Annotated in this window: 20 protein-coding genes and 2 tRNA genes; 15 read left to right on the forward strand and 7 right to left on the reverse strand. The window is 57.7% G+C overall.

Annotation, left to right across the window (positions count from 1 at the left end):
* Positions 1-252: 252 nt before the first annotated feature.
* The 3 genes from ASD54_RS14630 to ASD54_RS14640 all read right to left on the reverse strand — a co-directional run bounded on the left by ASD54_RS14630 (position 253) and on the right by ASD54_RS14640 (position 1,590).
* Positions 253-993, reverse strand: a complete 741-nt coding sequence (locus ASD54_RS14630) for a hypothetical protein (protein WP_156379228.1) — start codon at positions 991-993, stop codon at positions 253-255.
* A 2-nt stretch (positions 994-995) separates the two neighbouring features.
* The gene (locus ASD54_RS14635; RefSeq protein WP_062555317.1) at positions 996-1,223 is read right to left on the reverse strand and encodes a hypothetical protein; all 228 of its coding nucleotides are present in this window, start codon (positions 1,221-1,223) and stop codon (positions 996-998) included.
* A gap of 292 nt (positions 1,224-1,515) precedes the next feature.
* Positions 1,516-1,590, reverse strand: a tRNA-Thr gene (locus ASD54_RS14640).
* Positions 1,591-1,742: 152 nt separating this feature from the next.
* Here ASD54_RS14640 and ASD54_RS14645 point away from each other — a divergent pair.
* From ASD54_RS14645 to ASD54_RS14700, 12 genes are all read left to right on the forward strand, one after another.
* Positions 1,743-1,943, forward strand: coding sequence for a hypothetical protein (locus ASD54_RS14645; protein ID WP_062555492.1), 201 nt, complete (start codon positions 1,743-1,745; stop codon positions 1,941-1,943).
* 234 nt (positions 1,944-2,177) lie between these two features.
* Positions 2,178-3,470 (forward strand): UDP-N-acetylglucosamine 1-carboxyvinyltransferase, encoded by a 1,293-nt coding sequence (gene murA, locus ASD54_RS14650; protein ID WP_062555318.1) that lies wholly within the window; start codon positions 2,178-2,180, stop codon positions 3,468-3,470.
* A gap of 105 nt (positions 3,471-3,575) precedes the next feature.
* On the forward strand, positions 3,576-4,010 hold the full coding sequence (locus tag ASD54_RS14655) for a DUF2948 family protein (RefSeq protein ID WP_062555493.1): 435 nt from the start codon (positions 3,576-3,578) through the stop codon (positions 4,008-4,010).
* 45 nt (positions 4,011-4,055) lie between these two features.
* Positions 4,056-5,351 carry a histidinol dehydrogenase gene (gene hisD / locus ASD54_RS14660; protein WP_062555319.1) on the forward strand — a complete coding sequence of 432 codons (1,296 nt, stop codon included), beginning with the start codon at positions 4,056-4,058 and terminating at the stop codon, positions 5,349-5,351.
* Between the two features lie 6 nt (positions 5,352-5,357).
* On the forward strand, positions 5,358-5,831 hold the full coding sequence (locus ASD54_RS14665) for a UPF0262 family protein (RefSeq protein ID WP_062555320.1): 474 nt from the start codon (positions 5,358-5,360) through the stop codon (positions 5,829-5,831).
* A gap of 2 nt (positions 5,832-5,833) precedes the next feature.
* Positions 5,834-6,310, forward strand: a complete 477-nt coding sequence (locus ASD54_RS14670; protein WP_062555321.1) for a low molecular weight phosphatase family protein — start codon at positions 5,834-5,836, stop codon at positions 6,308-6,310.
* A 151-nt stretch (positions 6,311-6,461) separates the two neighbouring features.
* Positions 6,462-6,680, forward strand: coding sequence for a translation initiation factor IF-1 (gene infA / locus ASD54_RS14675; RefSeq protein ID WP_007759621.1), 219 nt, complete (start codon positions 6,462-6,464; stop codon positions 6,678-6,680).
* Positions 6,681-6,728: 48 nt separating this feature from the next.
* A complete protein-coding gene (locus ASD54_RS14680; RefSeq protein WP_062555322.1) occupies positions 6,729-7,349 on the forward strand; it encodes a Maf-like protein in 621 nt (206 codons plus the stop codon).
* A gap of 1 nt (position 7,350) precedes the next feature.
* Positions 7,351-7,560: a DNA gyrase inhibitor YacG gene (yacG, locus tag ASD54_RS14685; RefSeq protein ID WP_062555323.1), complete on the forward strand. Its 210-nt coding sequence runs from the start codon at positions 7,351-7,353 to the stop codon at positions 7,558-7,560.
* Positions 7,561-7,755: 195 nt separating this feature from the next.
* A tRNA-Phe gene (locus ASD54_RS14690) sits at positions 7,756-7,831 on the forward strand.
* 121 nt (positions 7,832-7,952) lie between these two features.
* Positions 7,953-9,050 (forward strand): DUF4214 domain-containing protein, encoded by a 1,098-nt coding sequence (locus ASD54_RS14695; RefSeq protein WP_062555324.1) that lies wholly within the window; start codon positions 7,953-7,955, stop codon positions 9,048-9,050.
* A gap of 73 nt (positions 9,051-9,123) precedes the next feature.
* The gene (locus ASD54_RS14700) at positions 9,124-9,315 is read left to right on the forward strand and encodes a hypothetical protein (protein WP_162249584.1); all 192 of its coding nucleotides are present in this window, start codon (positions 9,124-9,126) and stop codon (positions 9,313-9,315) included.
* Positions 9,316-9,359: 44 nt separating this feature from the next.
* On the opposite strand, the gene ASD54_RS14705 is transcribed toward ASD54_RS14700, so the two are convergent.
* The 4 genes from ASD54_RS14705 to mprF form a co-directional block, all read right to left on the reverse strand.
* On the reverse strand, positions 9,360-10,586 hold the full coding sequence (locus tag ASD54_RS14705) for a TIGR03862 family flavoprotein (RefSeq protein ID WP_062555326.1): 1,227 nt from the start codon (positions 10,584-10,586) through the stop codon (positions 9,360-9,362).
* A gap of 48 nt (positions 10,587-10,634) precedes the next feature.
* Entirely contained in the window at positions 10,635-11,267 is a 633-nt protein-coding gene (locus tag ASD54_RS14710) for a TerC family protein (protein ID WP_062555327.1), read from the reverse strand.
* A 142-nt stretch (positions 11,268-11,409) separates the two neighbouring features.
* Positions 11,410-12,783 carry an AcvB/VirJ family lysyl-phosphatidylglycerol hydrolase gene (locus tag ASD54_RS14715; protein ID WP_062555328.1) on the reverse strand — a complete coding sequence of 458 codons (1,374 nt, stop codon included), beginning with the start codon at positions 12,781-12,783 and terminating at the stop codon, positions 11,410-11,412.
* Positions 12,780-15,380, reverse strand: a complete 2,601-nt coding sequence (gene mprF / locus ASD54_RS14720; RefSeq protein ID WP_082547220.1) for a bifunctional lysylphosphatidylglycerol flippase/synthetase MprF — start codon at positions 15,378-15,380, stop codon at positions 12,780-12,782. The genes ASD54_RS14715 and mprF overlap by 4 nt, the downstream gene beginning before the upstream one ends.
* Positions 15,381-16,235: 855 nt before the next feature.
* Here mprF and ASD54_RS14725 point away from each other — a divergent pair.
* From ASD54_RS14725 to cheY1, 3 genes are all read left to right on the forward strand, one after another.
* Positions 16,236-17,855, forward strand: coding sequence for a globin-coupled sensor protein (locus ASD54_RS14725; RefSeq protein WP_062555329.1), 1,620 nt, complete (start codon positions 16,236-16,238; stop codon positions 17,853-17,855).
* 84 nt (positions 17,856-17,939) lie between these two features.
* Positions 17,940-18,239, forward strand: coding sequence for an STAS domain-containing protein (locus ASD54_RS14730; protein WP_062555330.1), 300 nt, complete (start codon positions 17,940-17,942; stop codon positions 18,237-18,239).
* A complete protein-coding gene (gene cheY1, locus ASD54_RS14735; RefSeq protein WP_062555331.1) occupies positions 18,236-18,601 on the forward strand; it encodes a chemotaxis response regulator CheY1 in 366 nt (121 codons plus the stop codon). Before ASD54_RS14730 ends, cheY1 begins: the two co-directional genes overlap by 4 nt.
* Positions 18,602-18,611: the final 10 nt, after the last annotated feature.

Below are 18,611 nucleotides of genomic sequence, written 5' to 3' on the forward strand. Positions count from 1 at the left end.
CCGGTCCCTAAAAAGTGGCGAAAGTTCACTACCACCCCCGGTTATCCGGCGGGATCGGATAGCGTTGCTACATTGAAGTTGCCGCACGCAACAGTTTCGGGCTCAGCACTTCGTAGAGATGGCAGGTTCTGCCGCTTCGTACCTCATTCCAATGTACTTCCACCTTGCCAGCATTACAGCCTGCAGCCTCATACACATGGCTAACCTCACCACGAGGTCCACCAAGCTTTAGCCGCACTAAATCGCCTACCTTCATCGCCTATACTCCATCGTCTTGGCCCGCGTTGCGGGCTGGTTGATATCTGTTTGGGCAAAAGCTCCCCCACTTTGTCGCACATCAAAATGATGGCTCACCAAATGAATGGCCTTCACTTCCTCAAAAGCCCTTGGACGTTCCTGCTTGCTCCAAGTTCCGCTTCTATTCTCTACCTTCATCTCAGAAGGATGCGGCTTTTTGAACCCACTACCAACCCTTCGCAGCCAACTCTTCCAAGCGCCGCAAACGATCCGAATAATGTTGGTCAAACTCAGCTGACCTGCCACTCCAGGACGCTCTTGCACGGAAATGTGGTTGAGTTTTCGGGCCTTGCGAAAAGCGTTCTGGACAGTTGTTCTGTGGACGCCAGCGATTGCCGCAATGGCATTGATGCGCAGGTCACAGTGGCCGCTCTTTTTCACTTCCTGAACCATAACGGCAAGGACAGCACGCTCACCTTCCGTGTAATCTGCTCGCATCCAGTCAGGCAGACAGCTTGAGCCTCCCCATTTCCGCTTATTGCGCCGGGACTTCTCACGGTCCGGCGATGAAGGGTGAAACCGGCGCGAGTTACCTATGAACCGCTGGATATGCTTGTGTATGCCGTGCCTCGCCTTCGAAGCCGGGGCTGTGCGCGCTTCGCCAGTTGCGAAAGCGTGCTGAAGATAAGGATCACGTGGCGCACTAGACATAATCTGAGTGCGCAAAAGAGCAGATGAAGCAGTGATGGAGGTCACAGTTATGCGCCTCCAGCCAGCTGATAACGAGTTTGCTCAGACCGGGGATTTTTCGTGAAGCCTAAAAGCTTTGCGGTCACGAGGGCGGAGAGGACCGGCTGCAACTGCAGCTTAGAGATCCGCGTGGTCGCGGAAAGCTCATAAATGGTCAGGCTAGCGACTTTAGCCTTCCTGTACTCTATGAACGCGGTCAGGACGCGAATGGCAATCGTGGCTTGATCCAGAATCATTGGCTGCCACCTGTAAGGTTGAGCCGTGATTGCTTGGCAACATTGATTGCTTGAAGTGCAGTAAGGTTGAAGCGAGCCTTGAGGAACGGGATGATTGGCCCCTCAACCTCATCCCGATGATTCGCTAACCACCTCGCAGCCTCAGTTATAATGGCTGCCGTAGAACATGCGGAGAACGCAGTTCCCCGGATTTCCCCGGATTGTTCCGAAAAATCTTGGTTTGTTCTGCCTTCTTCTTCCGGGGAATGAGGAGAGGATGGCTTAGAAAAGTCTTGTAAATCAAGCGGTTGAATGGTGCTGCAGAGGAGGATTGAACTCCCGACCTCTCCCTTACCAAGGGAGTGCTCTACCACTGAGCTACTGCAGCAGGAGCGCGTCGATGTGTTGCCGCGCTGCAAGTGAGCGGCCTATTGCCATAGCTTGACCGGCAGCGCAAGCCGCAACTTCTACAAATTTGCCAAAACTCATTAAAACCTGTTCCTCTTCAGCAATCCTTCGCGATCGGCTATGGAGTTCTGCATGAGCGACAATAACGAATCGGACCCTTCAATCGTGCAGCGCCGCCAGCCAACAGAGGCGGAGTTGCGGCGTGCGCGTGCAGCCCAGAAGCTGCGCGAAAATCTGCAACGTCGCAAACAGCAGGCCCGCGCCCGCCGCGATGGAGAGGCCGACCTGACAGATGGACTGCCTGCCGCAAAACCGCACCAATCAGACGATTGAATGACGCGGGCTTGTTACCGAGACGAGCGAAGAATTGAAGGATTTCTCGATTTCGTTTATGCACGCCCCACTTCTAAGACTGGATATTCATCGAGACGGACCGGATCAGGAGAGTGGTCTGAGCCGCGACTTGCAGGCAAGATGATTTGGTTTGGATTGGCGGGACGGCCCAAAAGGCGGCCACTGCCAAACCCCGCAACAGGAAAGGCGGACTTCGCTGTCCGTAAAGATTGAATGGATCGCATCAGAATTTCGGGTGGCAATCGGCTGCATGGAATCATCCCCATTTCGGGCGCGAAGAATGCGGCGCTGCCGTTGATGATCGCATCGCTCCTCACAAGCGATACGCTGACGCTCGAAAACGTGCCGCATCTGGCAGATGTCGAAGGTCTGATGCGTATCCTCGGCAACCACGGTGTCGATATTGCCGTGAACGGTCGCCGCGAGCGGCAGGAGGATGGCTATTCCCGCACCATCCATTTCACCTGCCGCACGATTGCAGACACCACAGCACCTTACGAACTCGTGTCGAAGATGCGGGCCAGCTTCTGGGTCATCGGGCCGCTTCTTGCGCGTGAAGGCAAGGCTCGCGTCTCGTTGCCGGGTGGCTGCGCCATCGGAACGCGCCCCGTCGATCTTTTCCTCGAAGGCTTGCAGGCCCTTGGCGCCAACATCGAAATCGACGGTGGTTATGTCAATGCGACAGCGCCGTCCGGTGGGCTCGTCGGTGCAAAGTACACTTTCCCCAAGGTCTCTGTCGGCGCAACCCACGTCATGATGATGGCGGCGACCCTGGCCAAGGGAACCACGATCATCGATAATGCTGCGCGTGAGCCAGAGGTCGAGGATCTTGCAAACTGCCTGAATGCAATGGGCGCAAGAATTACCGGCGCAGGCACCCGGACCATCACGGTCGAGGGTGTGACGAACCTCTCCGGCGCCCGTCACCGCGTGCTGCCCGATCGCATCGAAACCGGAACCTACGCCATGGCCGTTGCCATGACGGGCGGTGATGTGACGCTCGAAGGCACCAGCGCCGCCCTGCTGGAGAATGCGCTGGATGTTCTGCGCCAGACGGGGGCTGAAATCACGGCAACTGAAACTGGCCTGCGCGTGGTACGAAATGGCCACGGCATTCACCCCGTCGATATCGTGACAGAACCTTTCCCCGGCTTCCCGACGGATCTTCAAGCGCAGTTCATGGCGCTGATGACACGCTCCAGCGGCGTTTCCCACATTACGGAAACGATCTTCGAAAATCGTTTCATGCATGTGCAGGAACTGGCACGTCTGGGCGCCCGTATTTCGCTCTCCGGTCAGATGGCGCGCGTTGAAGGCGTCCAGCGCCTGAAGGGCGCTCCGGTCATGGCAACGGATTTGCGCGCTTCCGTCTCGCTTGTTATCGCGGGTCTGGCAGCCGAAGGTGAAACCATCGTCAACCGCGTCTATCATCTGGACCGCGGCTTCGAGCGGCTGGAAGAAAAGCTCACCCGCTGCGGCGCGGTCGTGGAGCGCGTCAGCGAGTGACAGCTTGCGGCGGTGACGGGTTGTTTCCTGTCGCCGCTCATCCTATCTCCAGAGCCAGATGAACAAGCCGGTTTCGGCGCGATGAAGAGGCTCTCCATGGCAGAGATGACAGAACTGAAACTGCTTGCGCTTGATGATGAAGATCTGCAAATCATCTCGGCCCATATGCAGGATAGTGTGTTCAAGGCATCGGATCTCGAATGGCACGGAAAACGCGGCCATTTCTCTCTGGTGGTAAACCGCTTTGTGTGGGAAAAGGCGGCGCGGGCGAGCGAAGGTTACGAGCGGCGCAAGGCTGCCTTGAGCTTCAAGCGCGTGCAAGCGGTGCGCACTTTGGGTATTGATCGGCGGGACGACCAGGCTGTCTACTCCCTTCTGGCGATACGGTTCTCTCGAAAGGATGAGGGGCCGGATGGCACGATCGAGTTGACCTTGGCGGGTGGCTCTGCGATCAGCCTGGATGTGGAATGTATTGAGGCGCAACTGGCAGATACCGGTGGCGTCTGGGGAACGGAAAACCGGCCGAAGCACGACGCCTGACGGCGGCCTCGCCATTTTCGTTCTGAATGATAGAGGGATGAAACGGTGGCAATCTGGCTGGATCAGACGGCAGGGGACTTTGAAGCGCGGTTCGCGGCATTCTTGACCACGAAGCGCGAAGTTTCGGAAGATGTAAATGCGACCGTGCGGGCGATTGTGGATGATGTCCGCATTCGCGGCGATGAGGCCCTGATCGACTATTCTAGCCGCTTTGATCGCGTCGATCTTAAGCAGGTGGGTTTGCGGGTAACGGACGCAGAGATTGAAGCCGCTTTCGCCGCAGTCGATGATGCCGTCATCGAGGCTCTGAAACTTGCCGCCCATCGGATCGAGAAACATCACGCCCGCCAGATGCCGAAGGACGACATCTACGAGGATGCACTCGGCGTTGGTCTGGGGTCGCGCTGGACCGCCATCGAAGCGGTAGGTCTCTACGTTCCAGGCGGTACGGCAAGCTATCCGAGTTCGGTTCTCATGAACGCGGTTCCCGCGCGCGTGGCCGGTGTCGAGCGTGTCGTCATGGTCTGCCCTGCCTCCGGCGGAGAGATCAACCCCGCCGTTCTGGTTGCCGCCAGGATTGCCGGTGTCTCGGAGATCTATCGCATTGGCGGTGCGCAGGCCGTGGCAGCGCTTGCCTATGGAACGCAAGCCATCGCGCCGGTCTACAAGATCGTCGGTCCCGGCAATGCCTATGTCGCCGCAGCAAAGCGGCAGGTCTTCGGCACGGTCGGTATCGATATGATTGCCGGACCTTCGGAGGTGCTGGTGATTGCCGATGGCGAAAACAATCCGGACTGGCTGGCGGCTGATCTTCTGGCCCAGGCCGAGCATGACGCGGGCGCTCAGGCGATCCTCATTACCGATGACAGAGCACTCGGTCTTGCTGTCGAGCAGGCCGTCGAGCGTCAGTTGAAGACGCTTTCCCGCTCCGAAACCGCGGCCCTGAGCTGGCGCGATTTTGGTGCGATTATCCAGGTACCCGATCTGCAGGCAGCATTGCCGCTCGCCAATCGCATCGCCGCGGAGCATCTGGAGCTTGCTGTTGCCGATCCGGACAAGCTGCTTGCCGGCATCCGTAATGCAGGCGCTATTTTCGTTGGCCGCCACACGCCGGAAGTTATCGGCGACTATGTCGGCGGCTCGAACCATGTTCTGCCGACTGCGCGTTCTGCGCGCTTTTCCTCCGGCCTGTCCGTGCTGGATTTCGTGAAAAGGACCTCCATCCTTCGGCTGGGTCCCGAACAGTTGCGAGAGCTTGGACCGGCCGCCATCACGCTTGCACAATCAGAGGGGCTTGATGCGCACGCCCGTTCGGTTTCTATTCGCCTGAACCAGGGGTGATGATTGATGGCAAATGGGGACTTTCGGCTGTTCGACGTGGTGCTGGACGACAGCATCGGCCGATCGACGCCGGATGTCGAACATGAACGAGCCGTCGCTATCTTTGACCTGATCGAGGAAAACCGATTCGAGCCCGTTGGCCATGCTGGTGGTCCTTACCGACTTCAGCTTTCGCTGATGGATTCCAAACTGGTTTTTTCAATCTCGACTGAAAGCGGGGAGGCGGTTGCCACGCATATCCTTTCGCTGACGCCGCTGCGGCGGATCATCAAGGACTACTTCATGATCTGCGAAAGCTATTATGAAGCCATCCGAAGCTCCACGCCGTCACAGATTGAAGCGATCGATATGGGAAGACGGGGCATTCACAACGAAGGCTCTGAAATCCTGCAAGACCGATTGAAGGGCAAGATCCTCTTGGATTTCGACACGTCGCGGCGTCTGTTCACGCTGGTCTGTGTACTCTATTGGCGGGGGTGAGCATGGAGACCACCGCAGGGTCGAGCCAATCCAAACGCCCGGGCGCAATCCTGTTCATGTGCGGCATGAATGCGATCCGATCTCCCATGGCGGAGGCTATTGCAAAACGTCTCTTGCCTCCCGATATCTATGTCAGATCGGCTGGCGTAAAGGCAGGCGAGGCAGATCCGTTCGTCGATGTCGTACTGGAGGAGATCGGCCTATCGCTGCCCAAACATCCGCCGCAGACGCTGGATGAGCTTGAAGACGATTATTTCGACATCATCGTGACGCTGTCGCCTGAGGCCCATCATCGGGCTCTTGAAGCGACACGAGCCCAGGCAATTGATGTTGAATATTGGCAGACGGCGGATCCGACGCTTGAGACCGGCACCCGTGAGCGCATTCTGGATGCCTATCGCGGGGTGCGCGATGAGCTTTTGAAACGGATCGAGGCGCGTTTCGCCCTGCCACTGCTGCAGGGGCGCCAGACAATCTGAACGGCATCTGACATAAGACCTTGCAAGCTGCGAGATTCGCCTACCTTCGAGGTTCACAAACGTGCGGCGAACGTGTAGTTTCCGCGCAATTTTAAAGCTGCGGCCAAACTGTGGCTGCACATCCAGGACAACACAGGAAGAAAAGCTCTCCATGGCGAAAGAAGAAGTTCTCGAATTTCCGGGCATCGTAACCGAATTGCTGCCGAACGCGACATTCCGCGTGAAGCTGGAAAACGAGCATGAGATCATCGCGCATACGGCAGGTCGTATGCGCAAGAACCGCATCCGCGTTCTGGCCGGTGACAAGGTGCTGGTGGAAATGACCCCCTATGACCTGACCAAGGGTCGCATCACCTATCGCTTCAAGTAGAAAGCGAACCTCTGGGTCTCTACCCGGAAGGCTAGTCCGAGGATCTCCATGCCGCTGGATCAAAAGTTCATTCTCGCCTCGGGTTCTCCCAGGCGCCTTGATCTTCTCAACCAGGTGGGGATCAAGCCATCCCGGCTGATGCCGATGGATATTGATGAGACGCCCAAGAAGTCGGAGCATCCGCGTTCGCTTGCGCGCCGCCTGTCGCTGGAAAAAGCGGAGGCGGCATTTGCAGCCGTGAAGGATGATCTGGCCTGGCGGCAAAGCTATATCCTGTCAGCCGATACGGTCGTGGCCGTTGGCCGCCGCATTCTCGGAAAGACAGAATATATGGATGAGGCTTCGGCGGCACTCCATCTTCTCTCTGGCCGTGGGCACTGGGTTTACACAGGCATTTGCCTGGTGACGCCCGGTGGTCAGTTTCGACAGAAGGTTGTCGAGACGAAGGTGCGCTTCAAGCGGCTGTCGACGCGGGAAATTGAAGCCTACCTCGCGTCCGATCAGTGGCGCGGCAAGGCGGGAGCCTATGCCATCCAGGGCATAGCCGGCAGTTTTGTCCAGAAGCTTGTCGGTTCCTATACGAATGTCGTTGGCTTGCCGCTTTACGAAACAGCCTTGCTGCTGAATGGCGAAGGCTACGAACTGGCTGGATTGTGGCCGGAGAACTGAAATGACCGATACCTCGAAAACGACAGGCGCAAAGGTTGAGCCCTTGCGCAAGGCGCGGCCTTGTCCGGAATGCGGCAAGCCATCGGTTCGCGATCATTACCCCTTCTGCTCGGATCGATGCCGCACGCTCGACCTCTCGCGTTGGCTGAACGGTTCCTATGCCATTCCTGTGGCCGACGATGAAGCAAAGGCGGATGGCGAAGAGCGCTGACTGCGATAGGTTACGGCAAAATTACCGAATGAAATCAATTTCTTGGACCAGCGCAGGGACTATTTTTCACAGAAGGTTCAAAAAAGTTGGCAAAGCCGCTTGCCATGTCCGAACAAGATGTTATAACCCCGCTCGCTCCCGGGGGAAACGCCCGGAGGCTTCGAGAGAAGCCTGAAGGTTTGTAAAAACCCAGATGCCCGGATAGCTCAGTTGGTAGAGCAGCGGATTGAAAATCCGCGTGTCGGTGGTTCAAATCCGCCTCCGGGCACCATTAAACTTCATTACTTTGATAAATGGTTCTCTATCGGCCTCGCTTGTATCTTGCGCGGCTAACCGAATGTTGATGACATCCAGATACACTCCGGGCAGGTGTACCGTCCCAGAGTGAGTTCATGGCAAGTCGAGGCTCCTACAGCGATTTTTTTGCGGCTTTGCGCGCACGGGAATCCGGTGGCGACTATTCCGTCGTCAACCGTTTTGGATATGCAGGTGCTTATCAATTCGGCGAAGCCGCGCTGATCGATCTGGGTTACGCGCCCCGCGATTCCAACGTCTACGATAACATCTACAGCAAAGGTTTCCTCGGCAAGAACGGCATCGGCTCGCTGGCTGAGTTCCTACGCAGTCCCGCAGAGCAGGACAAGGCGGCAGGCGCCTGGTTCACGCTGCTCTGGAGCCGTGTGCGCTATTTTGATCTGGAGTTCTACGCCGGTCAGACGTTGAACGGTATTGCGCTCACCAAAACCGGAATGATTGCCGCAACCCATCTTCTGGGCACGCAAAAGCTTATCGATTTCGTCAAGTCCGGGGGCGTTGTTACCTCCAGCGATGCAAACGGGACGACACTGGTGGATTATCTTCGACAGTTCGCCGGATACGACACGCCAGATAGTTTCGTCGATAACCTCGACAAGGCAAACCGCTTTGTTGCCGGTGGTGGCAATGATGTCTTCAATGGTGGAGCAGGCGTCGATACGGTCGTTTATGCACTGAAACGTGCTGATGTGTCTCTTGTTCAGGATGGCGGCGCATGGATGCTGAGCGCCAGCGGCACCGGGCGTGACCAGTTGATCGCCGTTGAGCGTCTCTCCTTCGCGGATGGCACTCTTGCGCTTGATACGGCAGGCAATGCCGGACAGGCCTATCGGCTTTATCAGGCGGCCTTTGATCGAAAGCCGGATATGATTGGTCTAGGTTATTGGATCCAACTGCTGGACGGCGGCAAGACATTGAAGGATGCGGCAACCGGGTTTCTCGCCTCGGCGGAATTCATGTCAGTTTACGGCAGTTCCGTTTCAAACACTGATTATGTCGCAAAGCTTTATCAGAACGTGTTGCATCGGGCAGGCGAAGCGGCTGGCATGGCCTATTGGATTGGCCAGTTGCAAGCCGGTACGACCAAGGCGTCCGTTCTGGCGGATTTCGCCGAGAGCGTCGAAAACGTCGCCAATGTCAGCGCGGATATCAAAGATGGAATCTGGTACGTGTAGCCGATGCCCGTCACGCTTCGTTGTTCTGCCCGATCTGACATGATAGGTAGCGGATATATTCGGGGGTTGGAGAATGCAGGTGGACGATGAACGGGGAAAAGTGGAGATTTATCCACCCGGTCACGTGGAGCCGCTGCCTGACGAGGAAACGCCCGCGCAGCAACGCAAGCGACGGCTTTCCAACATAGGACTGTTCCTGTTGACGATTGCCGCTTTGGCAAGCGAAGTCGTCCCGTTCGTTCTGGCAATCTGGCTGTGGCAGTAACATCGACAGCTTTGCAAGATGTGACGCCGGCCAGAGTACCGGCTTCAGAGTACCGGCTTCAGATAATCCAGAATTCCGTTCGCCGCCGCTTTTCCCGTCGCCAGGCAGGCCGTGAGCAAATAACCGCCTGTCGGAGCCTCCCAGTCGATCATCTCGCCGGCGGCAAACAGGCCAGGCTGTTTCGTCAGCATGAAATTCTCATCCAGCTCCGCCCAGGAAATTCCGCCTGCCGAAGAGATCGCCTCTTCGATTGGGCGCGGGCGAACGAGCGGAATATGCAGGCTTTTGATCTGCCGGGATAGCGACGCAGCGCTGGAGAAGGCATCGGCGGGCGCACACTCTCTCAACAGAGCGATCTTTACCGGAGACAGTCCTGCCGCCTTTCTGAGCCGGTTTGAAAGGCTCTGCGTCGTCGGCTGTCTCTCCAGGGCTGTGGTCAGTTGCGCCTCGCTACGGCCAGGTGCGAGATCCACAACCATTTCCGCGCGACCGATGGACACGAGATCGTCCCGCAGAGCCTGAGCATGGGCGTAGACAAGGCTTCCTTCCACGCCATGGCGCGAAATCACGAATTCACCCTGCCTCGTGCCGGCGCGGGATGTGATGCTGACGGATTTAAGCGGTTCTCCCGCGAACTTCGCCAGGAAGTAATCGGAGAACGCCACGTCGAAACCGCAGTTGGCCGGGCGCAGTTTCGGGATTTCAACGCCCAGAGAGGCAAGCATGGGCACCCAGGCCGCATCCGATCCAAGTCGGGGCCAACTTGCCCCGCCCATGGCAAGAAGCATTGCACGGCCGGATGAGCGCACTTCACCACTGGGCGTATCGAAGACTGCAGTTCTCCCCTCAAGAGATATCAACCTGTGCCGGCTGTGGAAGCGAACGCCCTGCATCTGCAAGCGTGCAAGCCAGGATCTGAGCAAAGGTGAGGCTTTCATCGCAACCGGAAAGACCCGGCCAGAGCTTCCAACGAAAGTCTTCGTTCCCAGGCCGTTGCACCACCCTCGCAGATCTGTCGGCGTGAACGCGTCGAGGGCAGTGGAAAGGCGTTCAGTTGATGTTCCGAAGCGGTGCCTGAAGACGGTGTAGTCTTCGGAATGCGTGATGTTGAGCCCCGATTTTCCTGCCAGCAGAAATTTGCGCGCAAACGTAGGCATGGAATCGTAGACCGAAACGCTGACGCCACGGAGGCTGAGTACCTCCGCGGCCATGAGGCCTGCCGGGCCACCGCCTACGATGATGACGTCGCTTTGCTGGCTGGACTCTGTCATTTTACATGCCTTGAGGGGAGCCGGATAGCTCCCCGCTTTCAAGGTTGGTCAGGCAAGCCACTGCTGGATGTAGGGCCAGACTTCGACGCTGCCATGATAGATCATGTTTGCCGTGACATAGACAATGACGGCAAGGCCGAGATAGGCGATCCAGCGATAGCGGTGGAGAATGCGCGCAACCAGATTTGCCGCCAGGCCCATGAGAGCAATGGAAACCACCAGGCCGATGATCAGAACGGTGGTGTGGTCCTGCGCCGCGCCCGCAACCGCAAGCACGTTGTCTAGCGACATGGAAACATCGGCGATGACGATCTGGGTCGCTGCCTGTGCGAACGTCTTGTCGACCTTCGTCTTCTCGGCATCCGCATCCGTCATTGCGTCTTCTGCATTGTGATCGGCAGAGCGTAGCTCAACCCACATTTTCCAGCAGACCCAGGCGAGCAGCAGTCCACCCAGGAGTTGAAGACCAACAATTCCCAGCAGGTAGGCCGTTATGGTGGCGAAGCCGATACGCAGCACGGTTGCTGCGATGATGCCGACCAGAATTGCCTTGTTGCGCTGGTGGGCCGGAAGGCCTGCAGCAGCCAGCCCGATGACGATGGCATTGTCGCCCGCAAGCACAAGATCGATCGCAATGACCTGGAATAAGGCAGCCAGGCCAGCGGCGGTAAAAATTTCCATGACGCTTTGTCCCTTATCGCGCACCTGCCCCCCGGCGTGCGCGCCTAATCACTCTTGATGATTGGCTACATAAGATTTTCCGCCGCAAGGCAAGTGTTAAGTGCCGTGCGGCATGAAAATCAGCGGGGAAGATGCGTTCTCATCATGAATTGATGCGCTTCTTGAGGGATGCCACAATCTTCTTGGCGAGCGCTTCATAATCCTCGTCGAAGTGATGACCGCCTGCAATGCCAATGGTTTCGATGCCACGCGGCGCAAGCGCCTTGCAGGCATCTTCATCATCTTCCGTGCCATAGACGCATTGAACCTTCTTGGGATCGATCTTTTGCAGGTCCACAGTCGGATCTCCACCTTCGCCGCTGCCGGATCCACCAAGCCAGCCGGAAACGGAGATTTCGAATTCTGCGGAATTCGAGAGAGCAAGCAGGCTCAGCATTGCAACCCGGCTGCGGTCGGCTTCCGGAAGCTGGTTATAGGTCGCAGGCAGAAGGTCTGCCCCGAAGGAATATCCGATCAGGAGAACGTTCTGAACGCCCCACTGCTTGCGGTAGGCGCGGATGACGCGGCTCAGGTCCGCCGCTGTCGAGACCGCGTCCTTCTTGCTCCAGAAGTAGCGTAGAGCGTCCAACCCTACGACCGGGATCCCGTCTTCCTGCAGAGCGTCGCCAAGGTCCGCATCGATATCGCGCCAGCCACCGTCGCCGGAAATGATGATTGCCATCGTGTTGAGTGTCGGCTTGGTATCGAGGATCGTGAGTGGCAATCCGAGCGGAGAATTATCCTGGCTCGCTGCATCGATTCGGTCGGAAAGCGCCTGGATCAGCGTCTCCTGTGCAGATCGGTCAGATTGTTCGAGGTCGATATCAGGCTGTTCCTTCTTCAGGGCCTGGGCATGCGCCGTCCCATCTGCGGTCGCCGATTTGGTCAGGAATATGCTGGTCGGCGCCGGCAGTGATCCGTCCGACAGCCCATATTGAATGCCGCCTGCAACGGTCTTCTTTTCTGCCGGAGTGCAGAGAACCTTCGGAAGCGCAATCGCAGCACCCGGATCGACGGCAACGGCTTCACCGATCGTGGCCGGAGGGCTTTGTGACATCATGCCCAGCACGTAAGTCGCGCCGGCGCCGATCCCGGCAATGATGGGTGTCCGGTAACTGCCGTTGCCGAGCGAGCGCTGTACCTGCTGGGCAAGCGATTCGATGTCGGAAATCGTGTAAATGCAGTCATCCGGATCCTTGCCCAGCGATGTGATGTACGTCGGCAGATCGATTCCGATGACAACGGCGCCCTTTTCGGTCAGCGCCTCTGCCTGCTTGTCTTCGTCAGCGTTCCAGCCATTCTCATCCGACAGGAGAAAGATGCTCGCCTTGACCTCTCCCTGGGGCATCAGGATGTGAGGGGAGGGAATCATGCCGGTATCGAACTTGGCCTCGACCCGTTGTGCCAGTGCAGGAACCGTAATGCCTTGCGCCAGAAGCAAAGTGCTGATGGCGACTGTCTTGAAGATAGATCTCATTTTCCGACCACGCCTCGCACTCCTCCGCTGATCAGCAGCGTCACGTCCATCAGAGCCAGCACGGCTCCAGTTCCCCCGGCCACGGCAAAATAGCGCGGCTCCCAGCGGGGATGAAATTTCGATTTGAACGCTCTCAATCCCTTGAAGTTGTAAAAGCGTTCGCCGTGTTCAAATAGCGTACTTCCGATCCGGTCCCAGACCGGAGCGACCTCCCGTCGCGACATGCCCGAGAGCGGTGCCATGCCAAGGTTGAACCATTGATAATCGGCATTTTTCAGATGCTCGATCAAACTCACGAACAAAAAGTCCATGGCACCCCGCGGCGCCTCGGGGGCGAACCGCATGAGATCGACGCTCGCTTCCGATTTTGTTTGTGTCAGGAAGACAGTGGCAAAGGCTATGATCTTCTCGTTCATGCGGATGGTCGCGACCGGCATGGAGGAGACATAGTCCTCGTCGAACGCGCCGAGCGAGAAGCCCTTCTCGCGCGTCTGGTGATGTGACAGCCAGGAATCCGAGACGGCTTTGAGCTCGGGCATCAGCGCGGCCACGTCCTCGACCTCGACAATCGAAAATTCCATGCCATCACGCTTGCCCTTGTTCAGAGCCTGCCGAAGGCCCGCAAGTCGCCCCCCCTTGAGGTCAAAGCCCGACATGTTCACGAGCGCCATCTCTCCAAGCTTGAAAGCGCGAAGACCCGCATCGGCGCAAAAGGAAAGCAGCGTAGGAGAGACCTGGTACAGCACAGCCCGACCGCCCGCATCGCGTGCGCGTTCGACAAAGCGCCAGATCATCTCGGCGGTCTCTTCCTTGTCCCCCACGGGATCACCGAGCGCAATCCAGGATCGACCCTGGATTCCGTACATGATGAAACTGCGCCCGCTCTCCGAGAACATCACGTGCTTGTCGCCCATGCGCACGAGGTTCGCATCGGCACTGTCCTGTGCCTGAACAATGCTGACCGCCTTGCTGATTTCGTCTGCGGTGACTTCTTCCGGCCGGTCGAATGCCGGTCGCAGGAGGCTGAAGATTGCAATTGCACCGGACAGGATGCTGACGCCGAGAAGCGCGCGCAGACCACGCGGCGCCTCGCTGAAAAATTCGAACTGCCACCATAGCTGATTGCTATAATCCACGTCTCGATACACGAAGAACAGGATTGTCGTCGCACCGGCCAGAATGATGCCGAGTGTCACGATCCAGGGCGTACTCAGAACCTGATTGAACAGTGATGCGGGCCGCGTAAATCGCTTTCCGTTCAGCAGCATCGCGATGATGAAGATCGCGAGGAACGTTGCCTCTCCCAGTGCCAGCGCCCGGATGAAGGAGAACAGGAAAGCGATTGTTCCCGCGACCAGCGCGACCCACCAGGCGCCATCCAGACGTTGCGCCAGTCCGCGCGACGTGATGACGAGGGCAAGGCCCAGCAGGCTCGAGATGAAGTGCGCAGCCTCGACCACCGGCAGAGGAACCAGTCTCTTCAGGAATTCCAGGTCCGAATCGGGGGTAGGGGTGACGCTGGAGAAGATCAGCATCGTGCCTAGGAGCAGGGCGAATGCAGACAGGAGAGGCGGGGACAGGCGTGCGGCAACATTGCCAATTTCTCCCGCAACCGGGTGCTTGGCAAGCGCGCGCGCCTCCGAGAAGACCACCATGACGATGGCGATCGTCAAAGGCAGGACGTGATAGACCATGCGGTAGAGCACCAGGCTACCCAGCAATTGATCCAAGCTGATGGAGCTTCCCAGAGCGCCGATGATGACCGCCTCGAACACGCCGAGGCCTGCCGGCACGTGGCTGAGGACGCCGAGACCAACCGCCGTCGAATAGATCGCGAAGAAAGATGGCCAGCCGATCGTGGTCGGGGGGAGCAGCACATAGAGCGCAGAGGCGGACACTGCGAGATCGAAAGCCGTAATCAGGAATTGTCGCGAAGAGGTCAGGGTATCGGGCAGACGAAGCCTGATGCCGGCGATTTGGACGCGACGGCCATTTCGCCCGACAAACAGGAGTGATGCCAGCATCAGCAGAATAACGACGGCGCCCACGCGGACATAGACGGGGTCGAAGCCGAGGATCGCCGACAGGCGAGGTGCGGTGACCAATGCAGTCAACGAACTGACCGCCAGCAATCCAAGGCCGAATGCAAAGGTCACAAAGGCGATGACCCGCGCCACATCCTCTGGCGTCAGTCCAAGCCTGCTGTAGGATCTGAAGCGAATTGCGCCGCCGCTCAACGCGCCGAAGCCAGCTGTGTTGCCGATTGCATAGGCGGTGAATGCCGTTGCGGCCACGGGCGCTATGCGCAGCTTCCTGCCGATATACTCCAGTGCATTGAGGTCATAGTAGATCAGAGAGACGAAGCTGAGCGCCGTGAAGATCACCGCGAGCACGATGTCTGTCCATGTCGTATCGGTTAGCGCATCGACGACTTCATCATAGCGAACTTCGTTCGTCAGTTTATAGACAGCAACGGCCATCATCGCGAAAACGATGAGCATGGCCAGCCAGGTCAGGTAGAACCGGAAACGCGCAAAGAAGGCTGCTACTCGGCTCCCTTGCGGAGTGGTGGGATCGTGTATGTCCTGACTATCCATCAATGTACCTGGCAATGCGTTATCTTGGTCAAGGGTCGCGCGCGTCACACACGGATGGCGGTCCAGACAAGGAAACCTAGGCTTCCCGACCGAAACCTCAACAATGTGCAAATAAGAGTTTGTTAACGGTATCCCTCTCGCGCCAACTTGGTCAAAAGTGCGGCGCTGGACAGCGCGCGCAGCCTTTGTGCCAGGACCGATCTATCAGGCCTAGATTGAGATTGTACGAAGACATGCCCCCATCCCGTAGCCCCCATCCGCCCCGGCTACGCATTTGTATGAATTAATCAGTTAAAATACGAGTAAACTGTTCCAATATATGTAAATCAACGCCGCCCGAATCCGAGGGATGATCAGTGATTGTCGTCAAAGCCCATTGCACGGTACTCGCGAGGAACCTCGGAAAAGTATCATATTCGGTAAGGCGTAACGGTTTTTATTTCGCCTCTTCATTGACTTGGCGCTAAGGCCTCGTGGCGTGGGCTATTTCAGCACTTTGGAAAAGCTTTGAAGGCTCGAAGCTATTAACCTTCAGGCAAGGAATTAACCATACAACTAGTTCTACAAGGCGAAGTGTGATGGGCCTATGCCCGCTCCTTCCTGGCATGATGCCGCGCCGACGTACCGGTTTTGGTCCGGTATGCTTTTCATCAAGCAGTGATTTTCATCAGGATCGTCTGGCAACAGCCGCGAGCCTTACCGGTTCGCCGCCCGTGAAAATCAGTGATCGGATGGAACGCGCAAGCCTGCATTCCTCCCTCAAGAGGGGCAGATAATGTTTTTAACCTCTGGATGCAGAGGGTTCGGTAACGATTTTCGCTGATCCTTGAGGGACAGCAGTGTTGGGGACGGGCTTTGGCTCACGAAACGGCAACGGATCAGGCAAGAAAGGCACAGGCGGGCAGCCTGCGCGAACGGCTTGCCTTTGCCGGCCTGGATGCAGAAAGCTGCGAGCTTTTGCGCCGGTTCCGCCCCACACTGGAAGGATGTCTGAAGGAAGGCCTTCGCGATTTCCTGCATAGACTGCAATCATCACCGGATGCGATGCGTCATTTCGAGAGCGATCTGCAGCTGGAAAGATTGCATGACCTGCAGGCTTCCCACTGGAGCGTCCTGACGGATGCACGCTTCGACGCGCTGTATGCGGAGCGGGTGAAGGTGCTCTCTGACGCCGAAGGACGGATGGGGCTTGATCCGCGCTGGCATATCGCTGGCCATGCAGTCATGCTCGAGGCCCTGATTGGCGGTCTCCTCGAACAGATCGGCGGCAGATCTCTGCTTCCTGCCGCTCGCAAGCGCGAGAAGGAAGTGACCGACGCCATCCAGGCGGTCATCCGCCTTGTCCTGGTCGATGTCGAGATTGCGGTGTCGCTTCGGATCAACGAAATCCGGCAGAAGCACCAGCGTGCTCTGGCAACCCAGAGAGAACGCGACCAGGCACAGGCAAACGACCTGTTCGGCCCCGTGGCAGTGGCGCTTGCGAATAAAGATCTGACCGTTGCGGTCAGCGACGAACGTCCGGAAGTCTATGCCGAGCTTTCCTCGTTGCTCGATCAGGCGCAGGACGCCATGTGCGCCTCACTCAAATCGGCCTCCGACAAGCTGCTGCGAGCCGAAACGCTTGCCGGATCAATTGCTGGCCAGACGCTTGAGATCGCGACGGAGGTTGACGCGCAGGCTGAGGCGCTTTCTGCTGCCTTCCAGGAAATCTCGCATCTGACACAGAAGGTGCGTGACAGCGCCGCTGAGTCGGCGGTAGCGGAAAAGGCGACGTCCGACGCTCGCCGCGCGGCCGAAGAAAGTGGTGAGGTTGTCGGACGTGCGATCAATGCCATGTCCGATATCGAGCAGTCGGCAGAAAAGATCGGGCAAATCATTGGCGTGATCGATGAGATTGCGTTCCAGACGAACCTTCTTGCCCTGAATGCCGGCATAGAAGCGGCACGCGCCGGGGATTCGGGCCGGGGTTTCGCCGTCGTTGCTCAGGAAGTTCGGGCTCTCGCACAGCGTTCCGCTGATGCGGCCCGGGAAATCAAGCAACTCGTCAGCGGTACCAAGTCGCAGGTCGAGGCAGGTGTGAAGATGGTCCACCAGACGCAGAATGCGATTGGTGGTCTCGTGCAACAGGTTTCCAGCATCAACGAAACGGTGTCCGGCCTTGCGCGTGCGACAGACGAACAGGTCCGCTCGCTTGAGAAGATGAGCCTCGATGTCGAGGTGCTGGATCAGCGTCTGGCCCGCAGTGCCGAGCGTGCGCGCGCTTTGGGCCAGGAAGGCGATGAACTCAAGACGGTTATCGTGGAACTTGGACGGACAGTGCGGGAGTTCCGGATTGAACGCAGTTCCGACAAGAGCCGCATCTGGGAAGCCAGAAAAACTATGCCGACGAAGGACGCAACGATCGAAGACACCGAGATTTCGTCCGGTGGAATGATGGCGTTCCTGTCGTCTCAGGCAGTTGCGTTGACGGGTTGAGTGGGGGACCGGCGCAGGCCGGACAATTGGATTTCAGCGCGATGTCGCGCTTTGCAAGAAGTTTCGAGAGACGAGGGTCCTGGAATGGCAGTCAACAATAAATCGGCCGAGACGCTCAAGCTGGCAAAGATTCTGGACCTCAACGAGGCGTCCAATCTGCACGGCACATTGACCTCCCTGCGAGGCAAGGATGTCGCGATCGATGCATCCGGCGTCGAACGGGTGGGCGTTCAATGTGTTCAGGTCCTGCTGGCTGCGGCCAATGCCTGGGAGAAAGATAGCAAGAGCCTCGTCATCGACAAGGTTTCCGATGCTTTTCGCAAGACCATGCAGCTCATCGGCATCAACATAGATCACCTGCTCGCGAAGGAGATTCGGCAGTGAAAAAGAAAGTACTTACCGTGGATGACTCGCGGACGATCCGGAACATGCTTCTGGTGACTCTTAACAATGCGGGCTTCGAAACCATTCAGGCTGAAGACGGTGTGGAAGGTCTGGAAGTTCTCGAAGAATGCAATCCGGATGTCATCGTCACCGATATCAACATGCCCCGCCTGGATGGCTTTGGCTTCATCGAGGGTGTGCGTCGGAACGAGCGTTATCGTGCGGTGCCGATCCTGGTGCTGACCACGGAAAGTGACGCGGAAAAGAAGAATCGTGCACGACAGGCCGGAGCGACCGGCTGGATCGTCAAGCCTTTTGATCCCGCGAAATTGATTGATGCGATCGAGCGTGTAACCGCCTGAACCGGGAATT

This window comes from Rhizobium sp. Root149, from assembly GCF_001427345.1.
Classification (GTDB): Bacteria; Pseudomonadota; Alphaproteobacteria; order Rhizobiales; family Rhizobiaceae; genus Neorhizobium; species Neorhizobium rhizoryzae.

What these genes read in the sequence shown, in the direction of transcription:
- ASD54_RS14680 (WP_062555322.1), top strand. Translation starts at nt 6,729, where the DNA reads ATGCCGCTGGATCAAAAGTTCATTCTCGCCTCGGGTTCTCCCAGGCGC.
- ASD54_RS14695 (WP_062555324.1), top strand. Translation starts at nt 7,953, where the DNA reads ATGGCAAGTCGAGGCTCCTACAGCGATTTTTTTGCGGCTTTGCGCGCA.
- ASD54_RS14705 (WP_062555326.1), bottom strand. Translation starts at nt 10,586, where the DNA reads ATGACAGAGTCCAGCCAGCAAAGCGACGTCATCATCGTAGGCGGTGGC.
- ASD54_RS14730 (WP_062555330.1), top strand. Translation starts at nt 17,940, where the DNA reads ATGGCAGTCAACAATAAATCGGCCGAGACGCTCAAGCTGGCAAAGATT.
- ASD54_RS14635 (WP_062555317.1), bottom strand. Translation starts at nt 1,223, where the DNA reads ATGATTCTGGATCAAGCCACGATTGCCATTCGCGTCCTGACCGCGTTC.
- yacG (WP_062555323.1), top strand. Translation starts at nt 7,351, where the DNA reads ATGACCGATACCTCGAAAACGACAGGCGCAAAGGTTGAGCCCTTGCGC.
- ASD54_RS14665 (WP_062555320.1), top strand. Translation starts at nt 5,358, where the DNA reads ATGGCAAATGGGGACTTTCGGCTGTTCGACGTGGTGCTGGACGACAGC.
- ASD54_RS14715 (WP_062555328.1), bottom strand. Translation starts at nt 12,783, where the DNA reads ATGAGATCTATCTTCAAGACAGTCGCCATCAGCACTTTGCTTCTGGCG.
- ASD54_RS14670 (WP_062555321.1), top strand. Translation starts at nt 5,834, where the DNA reads ATGGAGACCACCGCAGGGTCGAGCCAATCCAAACGCCCGGGCGCAATC.
- ASD54_RS14655 (WP_062555493.1), top strand. Translation starts at nt 3,576, where the DNA reads ATGACAGAACTGAAACTGCTTGCGCTTGATGATGAAGATCTGCAAATC.
- ASD54_RS14645 (WP_062555492.1), top strand. Translation starts at nt 1,743, where the DNA reads ATGAGCGACAATAACGAATCGGACCCTTCAATCGTGCAGCGCCGCCAG.
- infA (WP_007759621.1), top strand. Translation starts at nt 6,462, where the DNA reads ATGGCGAAAGAAGAAGTTCTCGAATTTCCGGGCATCGTAACCGAATTG.
- ASD54_RS14710 (WP_062555327.1), bottom strand. Translation starts at nt 11,267, where the DNA reads ATGGAAATTTTTACCGCCGCTGGCCTGGCTGCCTTATTCCAGGTCATT.
- murA (WP_062555318.1), top strand. Translation starts at nt 2,178, where the DNA reads ATGGATCGCATCAGAATTTCGGGTGGCAATCGGCTGCATGGAATCATC.
- ASD54_RS14700 (WP_162249584.1), top strand. Translation starts at nt 9,124, where the DNA reads ATGCAGGTGGACGATGAACGGGGAAAAGTGGAGATTTATCCACCCGGT.
- mprF (WP_082547220.1), bottom strand. Translation starts at nt 15,380, where the DNA reads ATGGATAGTCAGGACATACACGATCCCACCACTCCGCAAGGGAGCCGA.